The sequence below is a fragment of the Dysgonomonas sp. PF1-14 genome, assembly GCF_029892965.1.
Taxonomy (GTDB): Bacteria; Bacteroidota; Bacteroidia; order Bacteroidales; family Dysgonomonadaceae; genus Dysgonomonas.
Map to the genome: position 1 here is coordinate 365,485 of NZ_JARXWN010000003.1, position 21,170 is coordinate 386,654.

The following is a 21,170-nucleotide window of genomic DNA, read 5'->3' on the forward strand; positions in this document are numbered from 1 at the left end:
TGAATTGAAGATCAAATGTAGTGGATAAAAATATCTTTTTCTAACTTTGTATGCAGAAATTCAGGATTATGTTTTTACCCGACAGTATCGATCTCGGCCAATCCGAGAAATATATTCTTACTATCCGTCTGACTCCGGCCGGATTTATGTTTTCCATTTCCGATCCCGGCAATGGTAAGAACTACTGTTTGCGGGAAACTACATTTTCGCTGAAAGACAATTCGTTGAGCGATATACAACGTATCATTTTCGATCTGAACTTTCTTACGCAGGAGTTTAAGCAGACCAATGTCATTATTGTATCAAAAGATTACGAACTGATTCCTGCCGACTACTATAACGGGAAGAAGCAGCCGGACTTTTATGACCTGACGCATACCAGCAAAGCAGGGCATCTGTTGTCGGGGCTGATCGTAAAGCAGGATGTGATAGTATCGTATAGCGTGGAGGAAGAGATACATAACTTTCTCTCCCGAAACCTCTGGGATCCGCATTTCTTCCATCATTCTCACCTGATGATAGACTTTTTTGCAGAGAAAGGACACCTTATGGGGCCTACTCCGCGTATGTATCTGTATTTCCATGACGGATATATGGATGTGGTCTGTTTTGCAGGACAGAAGTTGATACATAGCCTGACTTACGAAAGTGAGCCTGCTGCCAATCAGCTTTACTTTATACTGAAACTGTGGGAAGGATGCGGTTTCGATCAGCTGACCGATTATTTGTTTATAGCCGGTACAGCCGAAGAACTGCTTGTCGCACAACTTAGGGAGTATATAAAGAATATAGAATTTATAAATACACCGAGCGAGGTATATCTCTGGAATGAGGATGCCCAACGCGCTCCACTCGACATACTTACATTAGCCTTATGAGAATAGTCAGCGGAAAATATAAAGGTCGTCGTTTCGAACCGCCTAAAAGCTTCAAAGCACGTCCTACGACGGATATAGCAAAAGAAAACCTTTTCAATGTACTGAATAATTCGATTGACTGGGAAGAGACTACGGCGCTCGATCTGTTTAGTGGTACAGGGAGTATTAGTTTCGAACTGGTATCGAGAGGTTGTCCCAGAGTAGTATCTGTGGAAAAGAATTTCAATCATGCTGCTTTTATTGAAAAAACAAAAGCTGAACTGAAAATAGGGGCAGAGATGCAGTTGTTCAAGCTTGATGTGTTCCGTTATCTGGAATTTTGCAAAGAGCAGTTCGATCTTATCTTTGCCGATCCGCCTTACGATTTGAAAAACTTTGCAGACGTTCCCCGTCTTGTATTCGAGAAAGATTTGATAAAGCCGGACGGCATCTTTATTCTCGAACATTCCAAAGAATATGATTTTTCCGATCTACCCCTATTCGAAGATAAGCGGGTATATGGGAATGTAAATTTCAGTATATTCGGAAAGTAATGCCAATTAGTGTTTGAGACTGTATTGAGTAAACGTTCAATTTCATTAAACATAACTGCTATCTGCATTTATCTCTATAAGTTTAGCCCATTACTAACGCGCACTCCCGTGCTTGTTTTTCATTTTACATACGCTTTGCTCCTGTGACCGTTGGTTGGCATTGCCCAAAACGAAACAAAAGGCTAGTGCTCCGGGTGGGTGCCCCGACTGCGGAACTAATGCACAGAGTCGCGACGCGCTGACAAAGCAGTATAATTGTCAGCTAATCGTGCTTTAGCCTGCGCCGTTAGCTTTATGGACGGGGTACCCGTAGGGTGAGAAAGGCGTAAAATGAAAACCTGTTTGAGCTTATCAAAAGATTCATATTTTAGAAAAGCCCAGAGCGAGTTTTTTCATTTAGCCTTTAAGCCCTGTAACGGGTCGTCCTATGAAGCGTGGCGCTGAAGCGTTTTGCTTACTTTGCGGCTTTGGGCAAAGTGAGGCAAGCAATCTGTGATTGCGCGCAGTAAGAAAACGACTAATGAAATTGAACCTATAATTCAATCCATCTATTGATTTGCATAAATAATCGACAAGGTTTACCTGTTAGTCATTCAGCTCTATCACATTCAGATTTGTGATATTCCCTGCATCCAGATCAAATTTCACAAGTGTCCTCACTGTATGAAATCCATATTTGCCAGCTGCACCCGGATTGATATGCAGGCAATTCAATTTTTTGTCGAACATCACCTTTAGTATATGCGAGTGTCCGCAGATAAACAGTTTAGGTGGGTTTGCCAGTAATATATTACGCACTCTCGGATCGTACTTTCCCGGATAGCCGCCGATATGTGTCATCAGTACATCTACCCCTTCAAGTGTGAAACGGAGAAATTCAGGATAGGCAGCACGAACCTTACTGTCGTCTATATTGCCATACACAGCCCTGAACGGTTTGAATGCCTCGAAACGCAGAGCCAGATCCATAGAGCCGATGTCCCCGGCATGCCATATCTCGTCGCAGTCGGCAAAATGTTTTGTATATTTGTCGTCCCACCAACTGTGTGTATCAGACAGTAATCCTATTCTTTTCATTATAGATTGATGCAAATACAAAAAAAGACAGACAGCACGAAGCTTCCCATCGATGTATATTTCAGATAGGGGTCGAGCAGCCGATTTTCGGTTGTGTTAAAAATATCTGCCAATAGCTTTATAAAAATAACGAAACTTAATAAATAAAGGTATTGATACCAATGGCTTGTATACATTACAGAATATGCAATAAAGCAAGCCAATGCTCCCAGTGTGAGGAAGGCATGATACAGCTTTGCGTTTCTGTAACCGATACGTACGGGAATCGTTATCTTGCCCGATTTGCGGTCATTTTCCATATCGCGCATATTATTCAGGTTCAGTACGCATACTGTGAGGAATCCGAGAGCAATGGCGGGAAGCCATGCTCTGAAATCTACGGTATGCGTATGCAGGAAATAAGTACCCACAACCGATACAGGCCCGAAGAAGGTAAAGGAGAAAATATCGCCCAGTCCTTTATACCCGTACGGATTCTTGCCGGCTGTGTACTTTATGGCAGCGACAATACATGCTGCACCCAGTACCAAGAAGATGAGGATATATTTTAATTCCATAAACTGAAGAGCGATGTATATAAGCAGAACGCCCACGATGGTTGCTGCCCCAATGGCTATTTTTATAGCATTCTTCATCTGTTGAGGTGTGATGACACCACTTTGTACAGTACGTTTAGGACCTACGCGCTCTCCGGTAATATCTGTACCATGCTGGTAGTCGCCCAAGTCGTTAGCCATATTCGACAGAAGTTGCAATATAGTAGCTATGGATGCGGTGAGAATCAGTACCGGAATGCTGAAATTTCCGGTACTGTATGCAATACCACTACCACAGAGAGACGTTGCCACCGCCAGAAAAAGCGTGCGGGGGCGTAGTGCCGATATCCATGATTTTACAGATGCCATTTGTTTCGGATTGTTGTATTCGTTCAGGATGCAAATATACGATTTTTTGAGGCTTGTAGCCATTGCTCATCTGAATAAAAAGGGGATTTCCTCATAGAATCAGGCTGCTTTCAACCGTTAATTAACATGTAAGAGATTATATATATAAATGTTCTGTCCATTGGTGAAAAAAAATAGATAGCAAATATTTTTTAGCCAAAACATGACAATAATCTATATAAGTATATAGAATGGGATTATTTTATTAATTTTGCATGGTTAAAATTATTTCAAAAATACGATAGTAATGCTTACAGTAGAGAAGATTGGCGGTACATCCATGTCTCAGTTCAAAGATGTTCTGGAAAATGTAATAATAGGAAAGAGAACACCGGACGAACTATATAATCGCATATTTGTGGTTTCGGCTTATAATAATGTGACTAACTGGTTGTTGGAACATAAGAAGACCGGAGAGCCGGGCGTATATGTGCAGTTTCTCGAAAACGGTGATTACAGCATTGGTCTCGACAGTCTGCGCCAGCGCTTGCTGGATATAAATAAAAGCTTTGAAGAGATCGGGCTGAATCTGAAAGAAGCAGGTGAGTTTATCACATATCGTTTAGAGCAGGCTAAAACAATGCTGCACAGCCTGAGCAAGGTAATGGCATCAGGATATGTAAATGCCGATGATATCTGTCTTGCCGCCCGCGAAATTCTAGCTTCAATAGGCGAGGCACATTCTGCATGGAATTCTGTAAATATATTGAATAATAGTGGAATATCAGCCCGTTTTATAGATTTGTGCGGATTCAACGATTCGCTACCGCTCACTATCGACGAACGTATTCACAGGGCATTCAAAAATATTGATTTTTCTAAAGATCTATGTATTGTTACAGGATACACAAAAGGTACTGAAGGTATTATGCGTGCATTCGATCGCGGATATACCGAAGTCACATTCAGTAAAGTAGCAGTGGAAGTGAAAGCAGATGAGGCTATTATACATAAAGAGTATCACTTGTCGAGTGCTGATCCTAACCTTGTAGGAGTGGAAAAAACCGTACCTGTAGGCCGCACCAACTATATAATAGCTGATCAGCTTGCCGATATCGGTATGGAGGCTATTCACCCGAAGGCAGCTAAACCACTCGAATTAGCTGATATTGATATCCGTATAAAGAATACATTCGAACCCGAGCATCCCGGAACACTGATAACGAGGGAATATATTTCGGAAGTTCCCAAAATTGAGATTGTTTCGGGTACAAATAAAGTATTGGCGATAGAAATACACGATCCGATGATGGTGGGCGAAGTGGGTTATGACCTTAAAGTGATGACCATCTTTGCAAAATTCGGCGTCAGTTATATACTGAAATCCACTAATGCCAACTCTATAACAATGGTAGTCTGGGATAATTATAAATCCCGCGAACTGTTGAGTGTATTGGGCGACGAACTCGTACAGGTGGTCAAGGGTATGCCGCAGATACGAGACGAACGTGTGGCGCTGGTGTGTGTGATGGGTACAAATATAGCTCTTCCCGGATTTTTATACAGAGCATCTAAGGCCTTATATGATAAAGGTATAAATATAGAGAGCTTCGGGCAGTCGCTGCGGCAGGTGAATATGCAGTTTGTAATAAAAAGAGAGTACTACAAAGAAGCAGTTATAGCCCTGAATGATGAGCTATGTATTGAGAAATAGGGTTTAATAAGACTTTTTTTGTATTTTTTAATTGTATAGAATCATTTTTAATTCTATTTTTGTTAGCTGTTAAAATAGAACTTATAGGATTTAATACCCAGTGGACACAATCTGAAAATAGAAACTCCACATTAGCAGTAATTTAGATATTTGAATTTTTTAGAATATATTTTAATCAAGTTGTTTTTATCAAAGAATAAAAATTTATTTTCAACGTTATATTTAATTAAGAGCGTTAGTCAGGGTGCAATTTTGGGACAAAATACTTTGAATGATAAAACGGAATAGTATATTTGTATCCTTAATAGTTACTCTGTAAGGCTTTTTTCGAGTTTGAAATTAAGAATAAACAATAAAAAACAAAACAAAAAAAATTGATTCACTAAACTTAAATTATTTATTATCATTATGGAAACTAAAAAACAACAACCAAATCAAAAACCAAGATCTAAAGGTGTTTCGGCCTTTCTAGTAGTTATTGGCTGTGCGATTGTAGCTCACATATTCTTTTATATGGTAGCAGGAGCAGGGTCAGATAATCCACTTGGAGGTATTATGGCTACAAATTTCGATGAAAAAGGAATGCCAATCGGCGGAAACTTTTTAGGTACTTTGTATCATGGTGGTTGGGTAATCCCTATCGTAATCACGCTGTTGCTTACAGTATTTGTCCTTTCAGTAGAAAGATTCTTCGCTTTGAACAGAGCAAGCGGTAAAGGCAGCACTGCAAAATTTGTAATGAATGCAAAAGCTAAATTGGAAGCTGGTGACATCGCTGGTGCTTCAAAACTTTGCGACGACCAGAAAGGTTCGGTAGCTAACATCCTTAAAGCAGGCCTTATCAGATATTCAGATGTTGAAAAACTAGCAGATGTACACAATGATGAAAAAGCTGCAATGATTCAGAAAGAAATAGAGGAAGCAACTACTCTTGAACTTCCTTATCTGCAACAAAACTTATCTGTTATTGCTACTATTTCATCTCTAGGTACACTGATGGGACTATTCGGAACGGTACTTGGTATGATCAAGTCGTTTGGTGCGATGGCTCAGGAAGGTGCTCCGGATTCAACAGTTCTTGCACTCGGTATTTCTGAGGCATTGATGAATACAGCGATGGGTATCGGTACCGGTGCTTGTGCCATTATTTCTTATTCTTATTTCTCTGGAAAAGTAGAAGATATTACTAACGCAGTTGATGAAGTAGGTTTCGCTATCGGCCAGACTTATACTACATTACACGGAGGTTTGTCTAAATAATTGATTTTTTTCGAGAACATTTGTGGAATTTCTGTGAAATTCTACTCTAATAAGTAAAACATAAGAAGATGGGAAAGATAAAAGTAAAAAAACAGAGCACATTCATCGACATGACCGCGATGAGTGACGTTACTGTACTCTTGCTCACATTCTTCATGCTTACAGCAACTTTCTTGCCGAAAGAGCCGGTGCAGGTAACTACACCATCTTCGGTATCTGAAACAAAAATACCCGAAAGCAATGTGTTGACCATATTGATCGACCCGCAGGGTAAAGTATTTTTGAATCTGGACAGACCCGAAACTAAAAAAGCGGTGTTGGAGTTGATGGGGCAGGATTATGGTATGACATTTACACCGAAACAAATCAATTCATTCGTAGAGCAAAGCCATATTGGTGTTCCTATGAGTAAGATGAATGGGTTTCTGAATTTGTCATTGAGTGACCAAGACGACGAAATTAAAAAAATGGGCGTCCCTTTGGATAGCGCAAACAACCAATTTGCACGTTGGGTAAAACACGCTAGAGAAGTAGGGGGCGATGGTTTGGGTATTGCGATTAAAGCTGACCAGAATACACCTTATCCGTTAGTGGATGATGTGTTGAAAGCTCTGGTGAAAATGAAAGAAAACAGATATAGTCTCGTTACCGCTCTAAGGGCTGCACCAAGCAATATTTAATTTAAACCTAATTAATCATTAAAAAAAGAAATTATGGCTTCAGTAGATACTGGTGGTGGAGAAGAGAAAAAAGGTAAACCCAAGAAACAGACCCTGAGGGTGGACTTTACTCCGATGGTGGATATGAACATGTTATTGATAACATTCTTTATGTTCTGTACCACTTTGAGTAAACCACAAATTATGGATATTGCGATGCCTACCGACGAAAAGCTGACGAAGGAGGATGAAGTTAAGGTAAAAGAGTCTAAAGCTATCACTTTGATACTAGGCGAAGATGATAAAGTGTACTATTATACAGGAATTCCTGACTACACTGACTATCAGACCTTAAAAGAAACTACTTATGCAGCACAGGGAGGCCTTCGCGACCTACTTTTGGAACGTAATGCTCCGATAGTAGCTAAAATGAGAGAGCTCAGACTAGAAAAGTTCGAAAACAAAAAAATGTCTGACGAGGAATTTAAAACAAGATCGAGAGAGATTAAGGGGGTTGCAGATGGACAGGTAGTAGTAATAAAACCTACATCAGAGGCTACTTATAAGAATCTTGTTGACGCTCTGGATGAAATGCAGATTTGCAGTATTGACAAATATGCGATTGTAGATATGTCAGAAGGTGATCAATATCTGGTTGAGAATCTGAAGACGAAAGGGGCTTATGGCGCAGAAGCAGCACCACCTAGAAAATAATCACATTTAAGAAAGGAGTAAAATTATGTCAAAAGATATTAGACTGAATTCCGCTGAATGGTGTGATGTAGTTTTTGAAGGAAAGAACAAAGAGTACGGTGCCTACAAACTACGTCAATCATCATCGAAGAGACATATTGTTGCATTCTTGGTAGTCCTTGTCTTTGCAGGGTTCGTATCAGCCTTACCGGGTTTGGTATCGGTTGTGAAAAATCTGACGCAATCTGACGTGGGTCCAATGGATGAAGCATACGAAATGTCTAAAATTCCGGTAGAACAAGAAATTCCGGAAGAGAACATAATCAAGCAGGAAACGGCGCCACCGCCACCACCATTGAAAACAACAGTAAAATTCGTTCCTCCGACAATTGCGAAAGACGAAGAAGTAGTTGAAGATAAAATGGTAGGTCAGGAGCAAATTCAGGAAACAAAAATCCAGATTTCGGTAGCTGACGTTAAAGGTACAGACGACAAACACGGTATCGACATTGCAGAATTGAGAGAGCACAAACAAATTGTGGAAGAAAAACCTGTAGAAGAAAAACCGTTTGTTACTGTAGAGCAAATGCCTAGCTTCCCCGGAGGCGAAGCGGAAATGCAAAGATTTATTGCTGAAAACCTGAAATATCCGGTTGTAGCTCAAGAGTCAGGAATACAAGGTCGTGTAACAATACGCTTCGTTGTAACCAAGACAGGAGATATCTCCGATGTGCAGGTAATACGTGGTATCGACCCGTCTTGTGATAAAGAAGCAAGAAGAGTAGTAAGCCTGATGCCGAAATGGATACCGGGTAAACAAAACGGTCTGAACGTACCGGTGTATTTTACACTGCCTATCGTGTTCCGTTTGAAGCAGTAATAAAAATTATTTGAACTATTTGTTTAAATAACAAGATAAGAACTGTAAAGAAGAGAAGTTTGAATTAAAAATCATCTTCTCTTCTTTTTCAAATTAATAGAATATATGAAAGAAGAAAACAAATCGCCAAAATCGCCGGTAAGAATGATATACGGAATATTCATGGTATTCTTTTATCTTTGTATATCTGTATTGTTAGTTTTTACTCCCGTATTCGATAATGTACATATGATTTTACGCATAATCATGGGCGTATTGTTTTTCATATATGGTCTGTTCCGTGGTTATCGGATGTGGAAAAATATATAACCTTACAGAAAACCAAAAGCATACAATAGTAATATGAGGTAAAGAGGTTCCGATACCTCACTTCATGCAGAACAAATAAATAATATTACAGATGAAAAAACTAATTCATATATTGCCTGCTCTTGCGCTTGTTCTTTTATTTTCATATTCCTGTAGTCAGGGGGGCAAAGTGACACGAACCGACACTCCTACAAGCGGCATCGGAGAGATAACAGTCGATGAATGTTTTGCACCTATTGTACAAGAGCAGATCGATGTCTTCGAAGCATTGAACAGAGACGCCGCTATAATACCAATCTACACAAACGAAGCACAGGCATTCGGATTATTTATGGACGATAGTGTACGTGTAATAGTTGCTGCACGCGACCTGACCGCCAACGAAAGACTAATAATCAAAGAGCGTAAGCAAACAGTTCGTTCGCAGCGATATGCAACCGACGCTATTGCACTGATCGTGAATAAAGCGAATAAAGACACACTCATTACAGTAGAAAATATAAGAAAGATAATGACAGGAGAGATCCGTTCGTGGAAAGAACTGAACCCGAAATCTCCTCTCGGCGACATAGCAGTGGCGTTCGATAGCCCTAACTCGAGCACTGTAAGATATATAAAAGACTCAATCTGCGGCGACAAGCCATTGGGTGACAACCTTCGTGCCCGTGCAGCAGACAGTACCAGAACCATAGACCTGAAAGACCGCACACCAAATCAGCTCGTGATAGACTATGTAGCTGCAGACCCGAACGCACTGGGTATTATCGGGGTGAATTGGATAAGTAATCCATCCGATCCTCAAAATTTAAGTTTTATTGACAAAATAGCAGTAATGTCGGTGAGTAAGGCGCAGGAAGCCACTTTAGAGAATAGCTTCAAGCCATATCCGGCATATATAGCACTCAAAGAATACGCTCTTAGCAGAGATCTTTACATAATTATAACAGATGTGAGAGGTGGATTACCATCCGGTTTTGTTAACTTTGCTGCTGGCGAGAGAGGCCAACGCATTGTTCTCAAGGCAGGATTATATCCCGCATACCAGCTCACAAGGGTGGTCAGAGCAAATCCTACCTTAAAAGATTAGCAACTATATAGAAAACAAATCATTAATCGTAAACATATTATAAAGATGAAAATGAAGTATTTTATAGGCTCACTGTTGAGCTTCATGATCACCATTTCAGCCTTTGCCCAAACTAATCCCGGAGTGGATTACCTGAGCCTTGGCGAAATAAAATTAGCAAAAGAGTATTTCACGAAGAATCTCAGCCAAAACCCAGCTGAGTCCTATTATTATCTTGGCGAAATAGCCTATAAAGAAGGTAACACAGCTGAGGCCAGAGCTAACTATCAGAAAGGTCTGGCTGCTAACCCTGAATCGGCATTATGTACTATTGGTTTGGCAAAACTGGATATGAAATCGAATCAGAAAGCAGCAGATGATCAATTGAAAGAAATTCTGAAAAAGAATAAAAAGGACGTTACTGTTATTCTTGCTGCTGCACAAGCCTATCTTAATAACGGAATGAAAGATAAAGCACTGGAAAAAATAGCAGATGCACGTAAAGCAGACAAAAAATCTCCTCTTATCTATTTGTTCGAAGGAGATATGCTGGCTACCGAAAACAAACCGGGTGATGCCGCTATGCAATACGATCAGGCGATCAACTTCGACCAAAACAATGTTTTGGCACGTATGAAAGCTGCGAGAGTATATGAGTTTATCAACCGTAAAACGGCAACTGATATGCTTAAAGAAGTAGTAAAACTACGTCCTGACTATACAGTAGCTTACAAAGCGCTTGCTGATATCTCTTATCGCGATGGTTTCTATCAGGATGCAATCGATGCTTATAAGAAATATTTTCAGGGGGGTGACTATACTGTCGAAGATGTAACCCGTTTCGCTGCGTCTCAGTATTTTACACAACAGTACGATGGTGCAAAAACTACAATCAATGACGGATTGGCAAAAGACCCTAATAACTTTGTGTTACACCGTCTGTTGATGTACACAAGCAACGATCTTAAAGATTATCAGAACGGTCTGGCTGCCGGAGACAAATTCTTCAGCATCCCTAAGAACCCGAACGATACAACACGTAAATACCTTCTTCAGGACTATATGTCTTATGCCAATATCCTGAGCGAAACAGGAAATAAGGTAAAAGCAATGGAGCAATACAAGAATGCTATAGCACTCGATCCTTCAAAAGTTGAGCTGAACAAGGAAATTGCAACTATCTGCGCTAACGAAGATATGTATGAAGATGCAGCAGGATTCTATAAGAAATTTATTGACCTGTCAGGTGAAAATGCAGCAGCACAAGATTATTTCCAGATGGGACGTTACTACTACATCGGAGGTGACAATGCCAAGAAAGATACAATAAATTCTACTAAAGATCAGGCTTGGCAGAAAGCATTGGCAATGTATAAAGAAGCTGATGCTGCATTCGGAACCGTTGCCGAAAGAATTCCTGACAGCTACATGGGTAACTTCTGGAGAGCGCGTGCAAATGCCTCAATGGACCCTGAAACTACGGCAGGTCTGGCTAAGCCTTATTACGAAAAAACGATAGAAGTGATTCAGGCTAAGAACGAAGGAGAGAACAACTCACAGCTTATCGAAGCATATACATATTTGAGCTATTACTATTATCTGCAATTCGAAAAATCGAAAAGAGCAGAAGATAAAGCAAATATCAAATTGTATTCTGAAAAGATACTGGAGTTGAGCCCTGAAAATGGAACTGCTAAACAATTATTGGAATTTGCTAAACAGTAATCCAGTAAATTATATAAAAGAGTGCCTCATACTATTACAGTGTGAGGCATTTTTTTTGATATAGGTAGCCCTGTTTTTTTCTTCAAAGAAAAGTCATAAGTCAGGAAAAAAGCGTATCTTTGCATCCAATTTAGTGGATAGATTTGTATTGATTGCAACCACATGAAAAAATGCTAAACCATTTTCTGCACTGCGTTATACATTTCTTTCCTGTTTTATAAACAGTAAAATAATTACTACAGATGAGTTACTTATTTACCTCTGAGTCTGTTTCGGAAGGACATCCCGATAAAGTAGCAGACCAGATTTCAGATTCGTTATTAGATGAATTTTTAGCATATGACCCCAATTCGAAGGTAGCATGCGAAACACTTGTTACCACAGGGCAGGTAGTGTTGGCCGGAGAAGTAAAATCCAAAGCATATATAGATATACCCGAAACGGCACGCAAGGTGATAGAGAATATCGGTTACACCAAAAGCGAGTACCAGTTTGAAGCAAAATCCTGCGGTGTGCTGTCGGCTATACACGAGCAGTCGGATGATATAAACAGGGGAGTAGACGGTAAATCAGATCCGATGGATCAGGGAGCGGGCGACCAGGGGATGATGTTTGGCTATGCCACTGCCGAGACTGATAATTATATGCCGTTGGCTCTGGATCTTTCACATGCACTGCTGATAGAATTGTCGGCCATCCGCAAAAACGAACTTCATCTGATGCCTTACCTGCGTCCCGATGCAAAATCGCAGGTAACAATAGAATACGATGATAATGGTACACCATTGCGCATAGATACTATTGTGGTTTCTACACAGCACGATGAATTCGGTGATGATGAGGCAATGCAGGCACAGATAAAAGCTGATATTATCAACATCGTTATCCCAAGAGTAAAGGCTAAATATAAATTCAGAGAAGATATATCCAAACTGTTCACAGATAGTATTACATACCACGTAAATCCTACAGGGCGCTTTGTAATTGGTGGCCCTCATGGAGATACCGGACTTACCGGCCGCAAGATCATAGTGGATACCTATGGCGGTAAAGGAGCACACGGAGGCGGTGCATTCTCGGGCAAAGACCCTTCAAAGGTCGACCGTTCGGCTGCTTATGCTGCACGCCACATTGCTAAAAATCTGGTAGCAGCAGGTGTTTCGTCCGAAATACTGGTTCAGGTATCGTATGCTATCGGTGTGGCAAAGCCGATGAACATATACGTAAATACATATGGAAAGAGCAATTTGAAGCTTACAGACGGCGAAATAGCGGCTAAAGTAGACCAGTTGTTCGATATGCGTCCGAAAGCGATAGAACAGCGTTTGAAACTGCGCAATCCGATCTATGCCGAGACCGCAGCTTATGGTCACATGGGACGTGAACCACAGATAGTGAAAAAAGAATTCAGATCCCGTTACAATCCCGATGGAGTGATAAAAGAAGTGGAACTCTTCACTTGGGAAAAACTGGATTATGTAGATACTGTAAAAAAAGCATTCAACCTATAACGAAAGCTCAGAGTATATACTCAATCTAATGCATTGAGTATATGCTTTTCGTATAACAAATAGTCGCCATTGAGAGACAGCATATCATATATCAGTGAAGTAGTCGATAGTATATCTCCCGATTCGTTGCATCGCGATTCTTTTCCGTCCGGGCCATTGGCCGGAGAGATGACCGGATTTGCCTATCGGAATGCTGCCGATTTATATAAAACAGAAACAGTCGAGGTCGATAAATCGCGTCACGAAGGAAACCGTATGCCATTTACCATAGAGCAGACAGACGGTATTTTCGGTTTGCTTCTTTTATGTTTCCTGTTCTTTACACATATATACAATGGCGGATATACGTTTCTGAAAGATAATATATCCTTGTTATTTGCCTTCGATAAAAAAGAAAGAATACACAGGCAGGCTACATCGAAAGAAGCCCTGTATAGTTATTTTCTCGTATTTCAGGCTATTGTTCTGGTATCCATTGTTATATATGATATATTCGTGGAAACGAATTCATCAGTAGACGGAGTCCGGCGACCATTTGTAACTATATTACTGTTTATGGTGCTCATAGGTTTGTTCTTCGGGATAAAAGATTTTATATACCGTATGCTCGGATACGTTTTCGATCAGGGAAAACAGATGGCGATATGGAGACGGATAGGCGTCATTGCAATAGAAATACTCGGTATTCTCTACTTTATCCCTACGCTGTTGCTGGTATATTCACAGTATTATCACTGGCAGATAATTATTTTCATGATAATATTATTTCTATTAGTTCAAATATTGCTTTTTTATCAAATAATAATCTTTTTTATCAGAGAAAAATTTAACTTTTTGTATTTGATTGCCTACCTTTGCACCTTTGAAATATTACCGTATATATTTCTAATGGTAGGATTGGCTTATTTATATCGAATTGACGTTTTTAACACACTATGGCTTTAAAAGTAAAGAAGATACTAATATCTCAACCTGCACCTGCTACTGAGAAATCTCCGTACTACGATATTGCAGAAAAATATCATGTACAGATGGATTTCCGTCCTTTCATAAGGGTAGAGGGGCTGGATGCAAAAGAATTCAGACAGCAGCGTATAAATATACAAGACTATACTGCTATTGTCTTTACGGCAAAAGTAGCGATAGACCATTTCTTTTCCTTGTGCGAAGAATTCAGAATTACGATGCCTGAAACGATGAAATATTTCTGTATATCAGAAGCAGTAGCTCTGTACCTCCAGAAATATATTGTATATCGTAAGCGTAAAATATTTTTTAGTGCTACAGGTAAAATGGACGGATTGTCGTCTGCACTGACAAAGCACAATAAAGAAAAATTCCTTGTGCCGGTTTCAGACGTACATACAGAAGATCTTACCGCTGTATTCGACGAAAAGAAAGTAGAATATGCAAAAGCTGTCATGTACCGTACTGTAAGCAACAATATTACCGAAGAAGAAATCCAGTCGTATGATATGCTGGTATTTTTCAGCCCTTCGGGTATTGTATCTTTATTTAAGAATGCACCGAATTTCGAGCAGGGCGAAAGGTCTATCGGATGTTTCGGAGCATCTACAGCCAAAGCAGTCCGCGATGCAGGCTTAAGGCTCGACTGCGAAGCGCCACTTCCGGGAATGCCGTCTATGACAGCTGCACTCGAAGCATATCTGAAAGAGAACCAGAAGATAAAATAAAAGACTGAAACTGAAATATTGAGAAAAAAGCTTAACCTTTGCAGTTAGGCTTTTTTTGTATCGGCACTTATGATAATAAACGACAAAGATCTGGGAAATATAAGGCTTGTGAAAAATGCACGAGCCAGAAAGATCATTGTCAGACGTAAAGATAACTATCTGCAATTAACCCATCCGCCCTCTGTCAGCCTTTCTTATATTGAAAAGACAATAGAAGAAATGAAGCCCCGTCTGCTCAAGTTATTAGAGAAAGGAGAGGAGAAAACCATTTTTACTCCCGAAACGCACTTTCGCACTTTTAGCTTTAGCCTTAAACTGACGGAAAGTGAATCTACAGGGAACTACTATATGCGGTTAAAAGACGGAATACTATCCATTTCATGCCCTGCCGCAACCGATTATAAAAATGCTACGGTACAGGTGACGATAAAAGACCTCCTAGAGAAAGCGTTTCGCTACGAAGCAAAGCGGCTGTTTCCGGCAAAGGTAGAAAAGCTTGCGCAAATACACGGATTCGTATTCACCGGAGTGAAAATAAATAAAAGCCGTAGCAGATGGGGGAGCTGCTCATCTAAGAAAAGTATCAATCTGTCATATTATTGTATGTTCCTGCCCGAATATCTGATAGACTTCATTATTTTGCACGAACTATGCCACACCATAGAAATGAATCATGGCGGGCGTTTCTGGGAATTGTTGGATAAAGTTACCGGAGGCCATGCAAAACGCTTGACCAAAGAATTGAAATCTTACCGTACGACTTGGTGATCAAGCTACTCAGATAGAGATTCTTTCCCGAAACTCAAAGGAAGCAGGTCTTTCACCGATTCTACTTCATATATCTTACTCTTACCATACATGATCACTTTGATCGGCCTGTCGAAGCGGTTTTCTACCTCCACAATTACCTGTCTGCATCCTCCGCATGGGCAACATGGCGTATCTGTAAATTCTCCGTCATGAAATGCTGCTATGGCAATAGCTTCTACGGCTACATCAGGATGCTGTGAGTTGGCGGCAAATAGCGTGACACGTTCGGCACACAAGCCCGACGGATAAGCGGCATTCTCCTGATTGTTCCCTGTCGCTATTTCGCCGTTTGCAAGCAGGGCGGCAGCCCCTACATGAAAGCCCGAATAGGGAGCATAGGCGTTCTGTGTGGCTGTTTTTGCCTTGTCAATAAGTTTTTTTATGCTTTCTGTACCCTCTTCATAGGTGTAAACGAGTATCTTTGTAGTTAAATTTATATTTTGCATTTTATTACATTTTGAATAAACATCCTAAATATATGAAAAAAGTTTGTTACCGTAATATTTCGACTCCACTTATTATATTTTCTTTCCTTGTTCTTTTCCCGTTCGGTTCACTTTTCTCTCAGGCTAAACGATACAAAATATATGACGAATATGTAGACACATATAAAGATGTTGCAATCAGTCATATGAAAAAATATAAAATACCGGCAAGTATTACGCTGGCTCAAGGGCTGTTAGAGTCGGGAGCCGGTAAAAGCGAACTGACACGTACATCGAACAACCACTTCGGCATAAAGTGTCATAGTGACTGGAAAGGAGAAAAGGTATATAAAGCCGATGACGGGCCTAACGACTGTTTCAGAAAATATAAAAAAGCAGAAGATTCGTTCGAAGATCATTCGAAATTCTTACTGAGACAACGGTATCAGGCGCTGTTCTCTCTGAAGATAACAGACTACAGAGGGTGGGCGAGAGGCTTGCAGCAGGCGGGTTATGCTACCGATAAAGCCTATGCAAACAAACTAATCAAGCTGATAGAGGACTACGAACTATACAAGCATGATAAAAAAGGACAGAGCAGAGAGGAAATTAAAAATGAAGAGGAGCGTATTATCAAACAATATTATAAGCATACACCATATAAAACACATAATCTGATATATGTGATAGCCGAAGATGGCGATACATACGAGGCTATTGCCATAGAATTCGGATTCAAAGTAAAAGACTTGTATAAATATAATGAAGTACCGGAAGGATTCCCTTTGAAATCGGGTGACCTTGTATATTTTGAAAATAAAAAGTCGAAAGCCGACAAGCCTTACTACGACCATGTGGTGCAGGTAGGGGAGTCTATGCATAGTATCTCCCAGAGGTATGGCGTAAAGGTCAAAAATTTGTATAAAATGAACAAAAAAGACTTCGAATATGTTCCCGAAGAAGGAGATGTATTAAAACTAAGATAATAATAATTACAACACAAAACTTGAAAATTAATTTATTGAAATGAAACATTTATTATTGGCATTTGCCTTTGTCGTGTCGACATTGGGTGCATATGCTCAGGATGACAAAGAAGAATTAGTAGACGGTAAATGGAACCTGAAAGGTGTGACCGGTATCAACTTTTCCCAGACAGCAATGAGTAACTGGGCTGCCGGAGGTGAAAACTCATTAGCCGGAACAGCATACCTGAATGGAAGCCTTATTCGTAAAAGTGGAAATTGGTTGTGGTCTAATGCGCTGGCTTTGGAGTATGGTCTGACAAATACAAAATCGCAGGGAACACAAAAGACCAGTGATAAAATTGATTTTACTACACAGTTGGGTTATACTACCGATAATAAGTGGTACTATACAGTAATGGGAGACCTCAAGACGCAGTTTGCCAAAGGATATAACTATCCGAGAGAAGAAGGGGTGAGCTACATTTCGAAATTCTTTGCTCCGGCTTATTCAAATCTGTCTGCGGGTATCGAGTATCGCCCGAATGCGAATTATTCGGTATATTTCTCACCTGTAGCAGGAAAGTTCACTTTTGTTCAGGACGATTATCTGTCCGGTATCGGAGCTTTCGGTGTTGATCCGGGCGATAAATTTCGTGCTGAGTTTGGTGCTTACCTGAAAGCCAGAGCGCAAAAGAAAATTATGGAGAATGTAGAACTGATCTCTACTATAGATTTCTTTACAGCTTATGACAAATCGTTCGGGAATGTAGACGTAAACTGGGATTTACTAATCAATATGAAGATCAATAAATTCCTGTCGGCTAATATAAACACCACATTGAAGTATGACGATGATGTGAAAAATGTGAAGAAAGACGGTACGATAGAAGGCCCTAAAGTACAGTTTAAAGAAGTACTTGGAATAGGAGTTGCCTATAATTTCTAAAAACTCTTTTTAACAATATAGTAAGATGGTATCGGCCGGTTGGGCGGTACCATTTTTGTTTGTGAGAGTATAATTATTAGAAAAGAAGGTGTTGTTTTTCATGTGAAAGAAAAAAGTATATCTTTGGAGGCATGTGTCCGGTTGGAGGTTGAGTAATTTTCTGTCCGGATACAGCTGTAGTAGGACGACAAAAGCTTCTATTGATACGGATATTTATAAAACTCAAATATTACAAAATTCGACTACGTATGAAGACTTTAAAAACTATTCTTATCCTTATCTTTTTCAGTTGCTATAGTTTTTTAGCTAAGGCTCAATACCATTTCTCATATCCCGCAAAATCAGCTTCAGAAGTATCTGATGATGATAGAGAAAGAATTATGAGCTCGGTGAAAGAATTGCTGGTAAAAATTGAAAATAAAGCCGACTATGACGATTTCTTAAAATCAGATAATATCGAGGTAAGCCGTAATTACTTTAAGTATTTGGGGAATACACTGAGGTTGGATACAATCGCTAAATATTTTCGCCCTCAACTACTAAACCTATACAAACTTACAGGTGGCCAGGAATATTATGTCACAATTGCTTGTTACTTGCCAAACAATGATAAGAGCCTTCCGCCGATAATATATGGTATATATAGCTTTATAGCCTGTCAGGAAGAGAATAGGATGGTTTTTACGTCTCCGATCAAAGTTCGTACAAAGGCATGGAAGACAAAAACTATCGGGGAGATAACCTTTTGTTATCCGAACGAATTGAATATAGAACGAGCTAATCTTTTTGTAGAAAAAAACAGAAAAATGGCAAAGAGGATGAATCTGCCTCTTGAATCATACTCAGTATATGTAACTAATAATTATCAAGAGGTACTGTTTCTACAAGGTATCGACTATTCTTATCCTAACAATGGAACCGTCAATCTGGGCGATATTGTCGGTTCTAAAGTAATTTTTTCTACGATGGGTAATGAGGATTTTTCACACGATGCTTTACACGTCTATGCCAGAAAGGTGAGAGATAAAATGAATGTTACAGCCGAAGAAGGACTTGCTTATACTTGGGGAGATGCATATTATGCTGATTCTAATGGTTATATACCCAGTCAGAAAGACCTAATACAAGAACTTAACAGATATATTCAATCTCACCCCGATAAATCTCTATTAGATATTTTTACTCAAAATCCACGCATATTCGAGTACAGCAAGAAAATATCTCCTAAGTCAGCCATTTCGGGAGCTATATGTGATGAGATAGAACGGATTAAGGGAACAGAGGGTATAATAGAATTATTGCAATGTGGTTCGGGTGACGATAGCTATTTTGAATCTATAGACAAGCTGTTGGGTATCAATAAAGACAATTTCAATGAAAAGGTATTGCCACTATTGAAGAAGTAAAGAAGATAGATGATTGTAATAATGGGACTTTAGTCTTTTCTCTATCATATTTAAAGAACTTTATCTGTATTTGAAAATACTAAGGCATAAAGAATTGTAAATCAACGAAGCCAATAAGTGGCGCAGACAATAGCGAAAAGTAATGAAAATTAAAAACAGCGTAAATTGACTCCGCTTCGCTCTGCCGATCGTTACATTCGTTACTTTTTAGTTAAAATAGGGAATTGCCTCCTGCTTTAGCTGGAGGATAAAAAGGTAAAAGAGGAATGGCTTTAGCCAAAATGAAACTTCGACTAAAGTCGTTTTCGGAAAGGCTAACAACCCACGACTTAAAAGTAGTGGCAACTAAGGGAAAGTAAAAACAATGAGAAAACGTTACTTTTGTTACATTTTAGTTAAAATTGAGAACTGGTAATATATTTCAACTGCTGATGTACATTATTTGCTAAAAGAAAAGATATAAATACACCCAATACTTTAAAAGATAAACTTATCTCTTGCCAATTTACGGAATTGTAGTAATTTTATACAATTAACAACTTAACCCGAAGAATATGAACAAGTGTTTTTTAATTACCGTATGTACGTTTTTTGCTCTTCTGGTGAATGCCCAGAATAAATCAGATTATCTTGCAGGAGCAGTACCGGAGGTAGATGGAAAAGTGGTATTTACGAGATCGATAGCTGTGACAAACCCTATATCCGATGATAATCTGTATACCATTATGGATAAGTGGGCGAAAGAAAATTATAGCGAAGGCAGGGAAGCCGGACTGACTAACAGGGTATTGCTTTCCAGTCCTGAAGATAAAGATATTGCATGTCAGGGAGAGGAGTATCTTGTGTTTAAAAAAGGTGCGCTTGTACTCGATCGTGCAAGATTGCTATATCAGCTGATTATAGAAATAGACCGCAACAAATGTGATGTTACTGTACGAAATATAAAATATGATTATCCGGACAGTAAAACACTTCTTCCGGCAGAAGAAATGATTACCGATAAATATGCTTTAAATAAGAAAGGCGATAAGCTGAATCGTTATTATGACAAGTTCAGGACTCATACAGTAGACAGTATTAACGCTATCTTCAACAAGATAGATGTATATCTTAACGGAAAAACAACCGGAGGTGCTGTTGCAGTTCAGCAGCCCGCAGTTGTATCTGCTCCTGTGGCTCCGACTCCTGCTCCGGTACAACAAGCTACACAGCCTGCAAGTGAGCAAAAAAAAGTGGCAGAAGTGAAGGAAGTTCTTTCCGGAACAGTGATATCTGTAGAGGCTAATACTATTGCAGGATTTAAGAAAGTATCGGCTGATAGAATTCCGTCCAGCCTGTTAAATAAAGAATCTCTGATATTGACAGGAACGTATGACCGTCCGAATGCACTCCCTGCTTCTTGGGGTGGTACAACAACATTGTTGGATAAACTGATGGGATTGAGTGTGATTAAATCATCACAAACAATTAATAATGACCAGACATACACTATCTCTTTCTATACCGAAATGTATAGCGATGCTGTAAAAGAGCTTCTTGGTACAACGAAAGGAAATGTGAAGGATAAGATAAAAAGCTTAGGTCTTACACCTGTTTTAACACCATCCGGAGCTCCGGCTTTTTCTGAAGCATGGATGATTATAGAATGTAAGAAAGCGGGAGAAATGCCGTCTTCAGGCACTGCCGATAAGACATATCTGGGCGAAATAATAAATGTTTGGACTAAATAATA

21 protein-coding genes are annotated in these 21,170 nt (G+C 39.6%); 18 read left to right on the top strand and 3 right to left on the bottom strand.

Features of this window, described 5'->3' with window-relative positions:
* The first annotated feature begins 68 nt into the window (after nucleotides 1-68).
* Together M2448_RS06115 and M2448_RS06120 are read left to right on the top strand one after the other, a co-directional pair.
* Complete coding sequence (locus M2448_RS06115) at nucleotides 69-878, top strand: DUF3822 family protein (protein WP_280645392.1); 810 nt, start codon at nucleotides 69-71, stop codon at nucleotides 876-878.
* Complete coding sequence (locus M2448_RS06120; RefSeq protein ID WP_280645391.1) at nucleotides 875-1,411, top strand: RsmD family RNA methyltransferase; 537 nt, start codon at nucleotides 875-877, stop codon at nucleotides 1,409-1,411. The genes M2448_RS06115 and M2448_RS06120 overlap by 4 nt, the downstream gene beginning before the upstream one ends.
* 585 nt (nucleotides 1,412-1,996) lie before the next feature.
* Here the strand turns inward: M2448_RS06120 and M2448_RS06125 are convergent.
* Entirely contained in the window at nucleotides 1,997-2,488 is a 492-nt protein-coding gene (locus tag M2448_RS06125) for a metallophosphoesterase family protein (protein WP_280645390.1), read from the bottom strand.
* Entirely contained in the window at nucleotides 2,488-3,456 is a 969-nt protein-coding gene (menA, locus tag M2448_RS06130) for a 1,4-dihydroxy-2-naphthoate octaprenyltransferase (RefSeq protein ID WP_280645389.1), read from the bottom strand. Before menA ends, M2448_RS06125 begins: the two co-directional genes overlap by 1 nt.
* A 223-nt stretch (nucleotides 3,457-3,679) precedes the next feature.
* Between menA and M2448_RS06135 the strand changes: the two genes are divergently transcribed.
* The 12 genes from M2448_RS06135 (at nucleotide 3,680) to M2448_RS06190 (ending at nucleotide 15,651) form a co-directional block, all read left to right on the top strand.
* Nucleotides 3,680-5,086 carry an aspartate kinase gene (locus tag M2448_RS06135; protein WP_280645388.1) on the top strand — a complete coding sequence of 469 codons (1,407 nt, stop codon included), beginning with the start codon at nucleotides 3,680-3,682 and terminating at the stop codon, nucleotides 5,084-5,086.
* 408 nt (nucleotides 5,087-5,494) lie between these two features.
* Nucleotides 5,495-6,346: a MotA/TolQ/ExbB proton channel family protein gene (locus tag M2448_RS06140; RefSeq protein WP_280645387.1), complete on the top strand. Its 852-nt coding sequence runs from the start codon at nucleotides 5,495-5,497 to the stop codon at nucleotides 6,344-6,346.
* Between the two features lie 68 nt (nucleotides 6,347-6,414).
* Nucleotides 6,415-7,026 carry a biopolymer transporter ExbD gene (locus M2448_RS06145; protein WP_280645386.1) on the top strand — a complete coding sequence of 204 codons (612 nt, stop codon included), beginning with the start codon at nucleotides 6,415-6,417 and terminating at the stop codon, nucleotides 7,024-7,026.
* A gap of 33 nt (nucleotides 7,027-7,059) precedes the next feature.
* Nucleotides 7,060-7,719: a biopolymer transporter ExbD gene (locus M2448_RS06150; RefSeq protein ID WP_280645385.1), complete on the top strand. Its 660-nt coding sequence runs from the start codon at nucleotides 7,060-7,062 to the stop codon at nucleotides 7,717-7,719.
* Nucleotides 7,720-7,744: 25 nt separating this feature from the next.
* Nucleotides 7,745-8,578 (top strand): energy transducer TonB, encoded by an 834-nt coding sequence (locus M2448_RS06155; RefSeq protein WP_280645384.1) that lies wholly within the window; start codon nucleotides 7,745-7,747, stop codon nucleotides 8,576-8,578.
* Nucleotides 8,579-8,683: 105 nt separating this feature from the next.
* On the top strand, nucleotides 8,684-8,887 hold the full coding sequence (locus tag M2448_RS06160; RefSeq protein ID WP_280645383.1) for a hypothetical protein: 204 nt from the start codon (nucleotides 8,684-8,686) through the stop codon (nucleotides 8,885-8,887).
* 91 nt (nucleotides 8,888-8,978) lie between these two features.
* Entirely contained in the window at nucleotides 8,979-9,974 is a 996-nt protein-coding gene (locus M2448_RS06165) for a substrate-binding domain-containing protein (protein ID WP_280645382.1), read from the top strand.
* Nucleotides 9,975-10,025: 51 nt separating this feature from the next.
* Nucleotides 10,026-11,678, top strand: a complete 1,653-nt coding sequence (locus M2448_RS06170) for a tetratricopeptide repeat protein (protein WP_280645381.1) — start codon at nucleotides 10,026-10,028, stop codon at nucleotides 11,676-11,678.
* A 242-nt stretch (nucleotides 11,679-11,920) separates the two neighbouring features.
* Entirely contained in the window at nucleotides 11,921-13,189 is a 1,269-nt protein-coding gene (gene metK / locus M2448_RS06175) for a methionine adenosyltransferase (RefSeq protein WP_280645380.1), read from the top strand.
* A gap of 69 nt (nucleotides 13,190-13,258) precedes the next feature.
* On the top strand, nucleotides 13,259-14,134 hold the full coding sequence (locus M2448_RS06180; RefSeq protein WP_280645379.1) for a DUF4271 domain-containing protein: 876 nt from the start codon (nucleotides 13,259-13,261) through the stop codon (nucleotides 14,132-14,134).
* The gene (locus M2448_RS06185) at nucleotides 14,125-14,883 is read left to right on the top strand and encodes a uroporphyrinogen-III synthase (RefSeq protein ID WP_280645378.1); all 759 of its coding nucleotides are present in this window, start codon (nucleotides 14,125-14,127) and stop codon (nucleotides 14,881-14,883) included. Before M2448_RS06180 ends, M2448_RS06185 begins: the two co-directional genes overlap by 10 nt.
* A 69-nt stretch (nucleotides 14,884-14,952) precedes the next feature.
* Nucleotides 14,953-15,651 carry a M48 family metallopeptidase gene (locus M2448_RS06190; protein WP_280645377.1) on the top strand — a complete coding sequence of 233 codons (699 nt, stop codon included), beginning with the start codon at nucleotides 14,953-14,955 and terminating at the stop codon, nucleotides 15,649-15,651.
* A gap of 5 nt (nucleotides 15,652-15,656) precedes the next feature.
* On the opposite strand, the gene cdd is transcribed toward M2448_RS06190, so the two are convergent.
* Nucleotides 15,657-16,139 (bottom strand): cytidine deaminase, encoded by a 483-nt coding sequence (gene cdd / locus M2448_RS06195; RefSeq protein WP_280645376.1) that lies wholly within the window; start codon nucleotides 16,137-16,139, stop codon nucleotides 15,657-15,659.
* 32 nt (nucleotides 16,140-16,171) lie between these two features.
* Between cdd and M2448_RS06200 the strand changes: the two genes are divergently transcribed.
* From M2448_RS06200 to M2448_RS06215, 4 genes are all read left to right on the top strand, one after another.
* A complete protein-coding gene (locus M2448_RS06200) occupies nucleotides 16,172-17,104 on the top strand; it encodes a glucosaminidase domain-containing protein (protein ID WP_280645375.1) in 933 nt (310 codons plus the stop codon).
* Nucleotides 17,105-17,144: 40 nt separating this feature from the next.
* A complete protein-coding gene (locus tag M2448_RS06205) occupies nucleotides 17,145-18,032 on the top strand; it encodes a DUF3078 domain-containing protein (RefSeq protein WP_280645374.1) in 888 nt (295 codons plus the stop codon).
* Between the two features lie 248 nt (nucleotides 18,033-18,280).
* On the top strand, nucleotides 18,281-19,438 hold the full coding sequence (locus M2448_RS06210) for a hypothetical protein (protein ID WP_280645373.1): 1,158 nt from the start codon (nucleotides 18,281-18,283) through the stop codon (nucleotides 19,436-19,438).
* Nucleotides 19,439-19,992: 554 nt separating this feature from the next.
* On the top strand, nucleotides 19,993-21,168 hold the full coding sequence (locus M2448_RS06215) for a DUF4468 domain-containing protein (RefSeq protein ID WP_280645372.1): 1,176 nt from the start codon (nucleotides 19,993-19,995) through the stop codon (nucleotides 21,166-21,168).
* The last annotated feature ends 2 nt before the right edge of the window (nucleotides 21,169-21,170 follow it).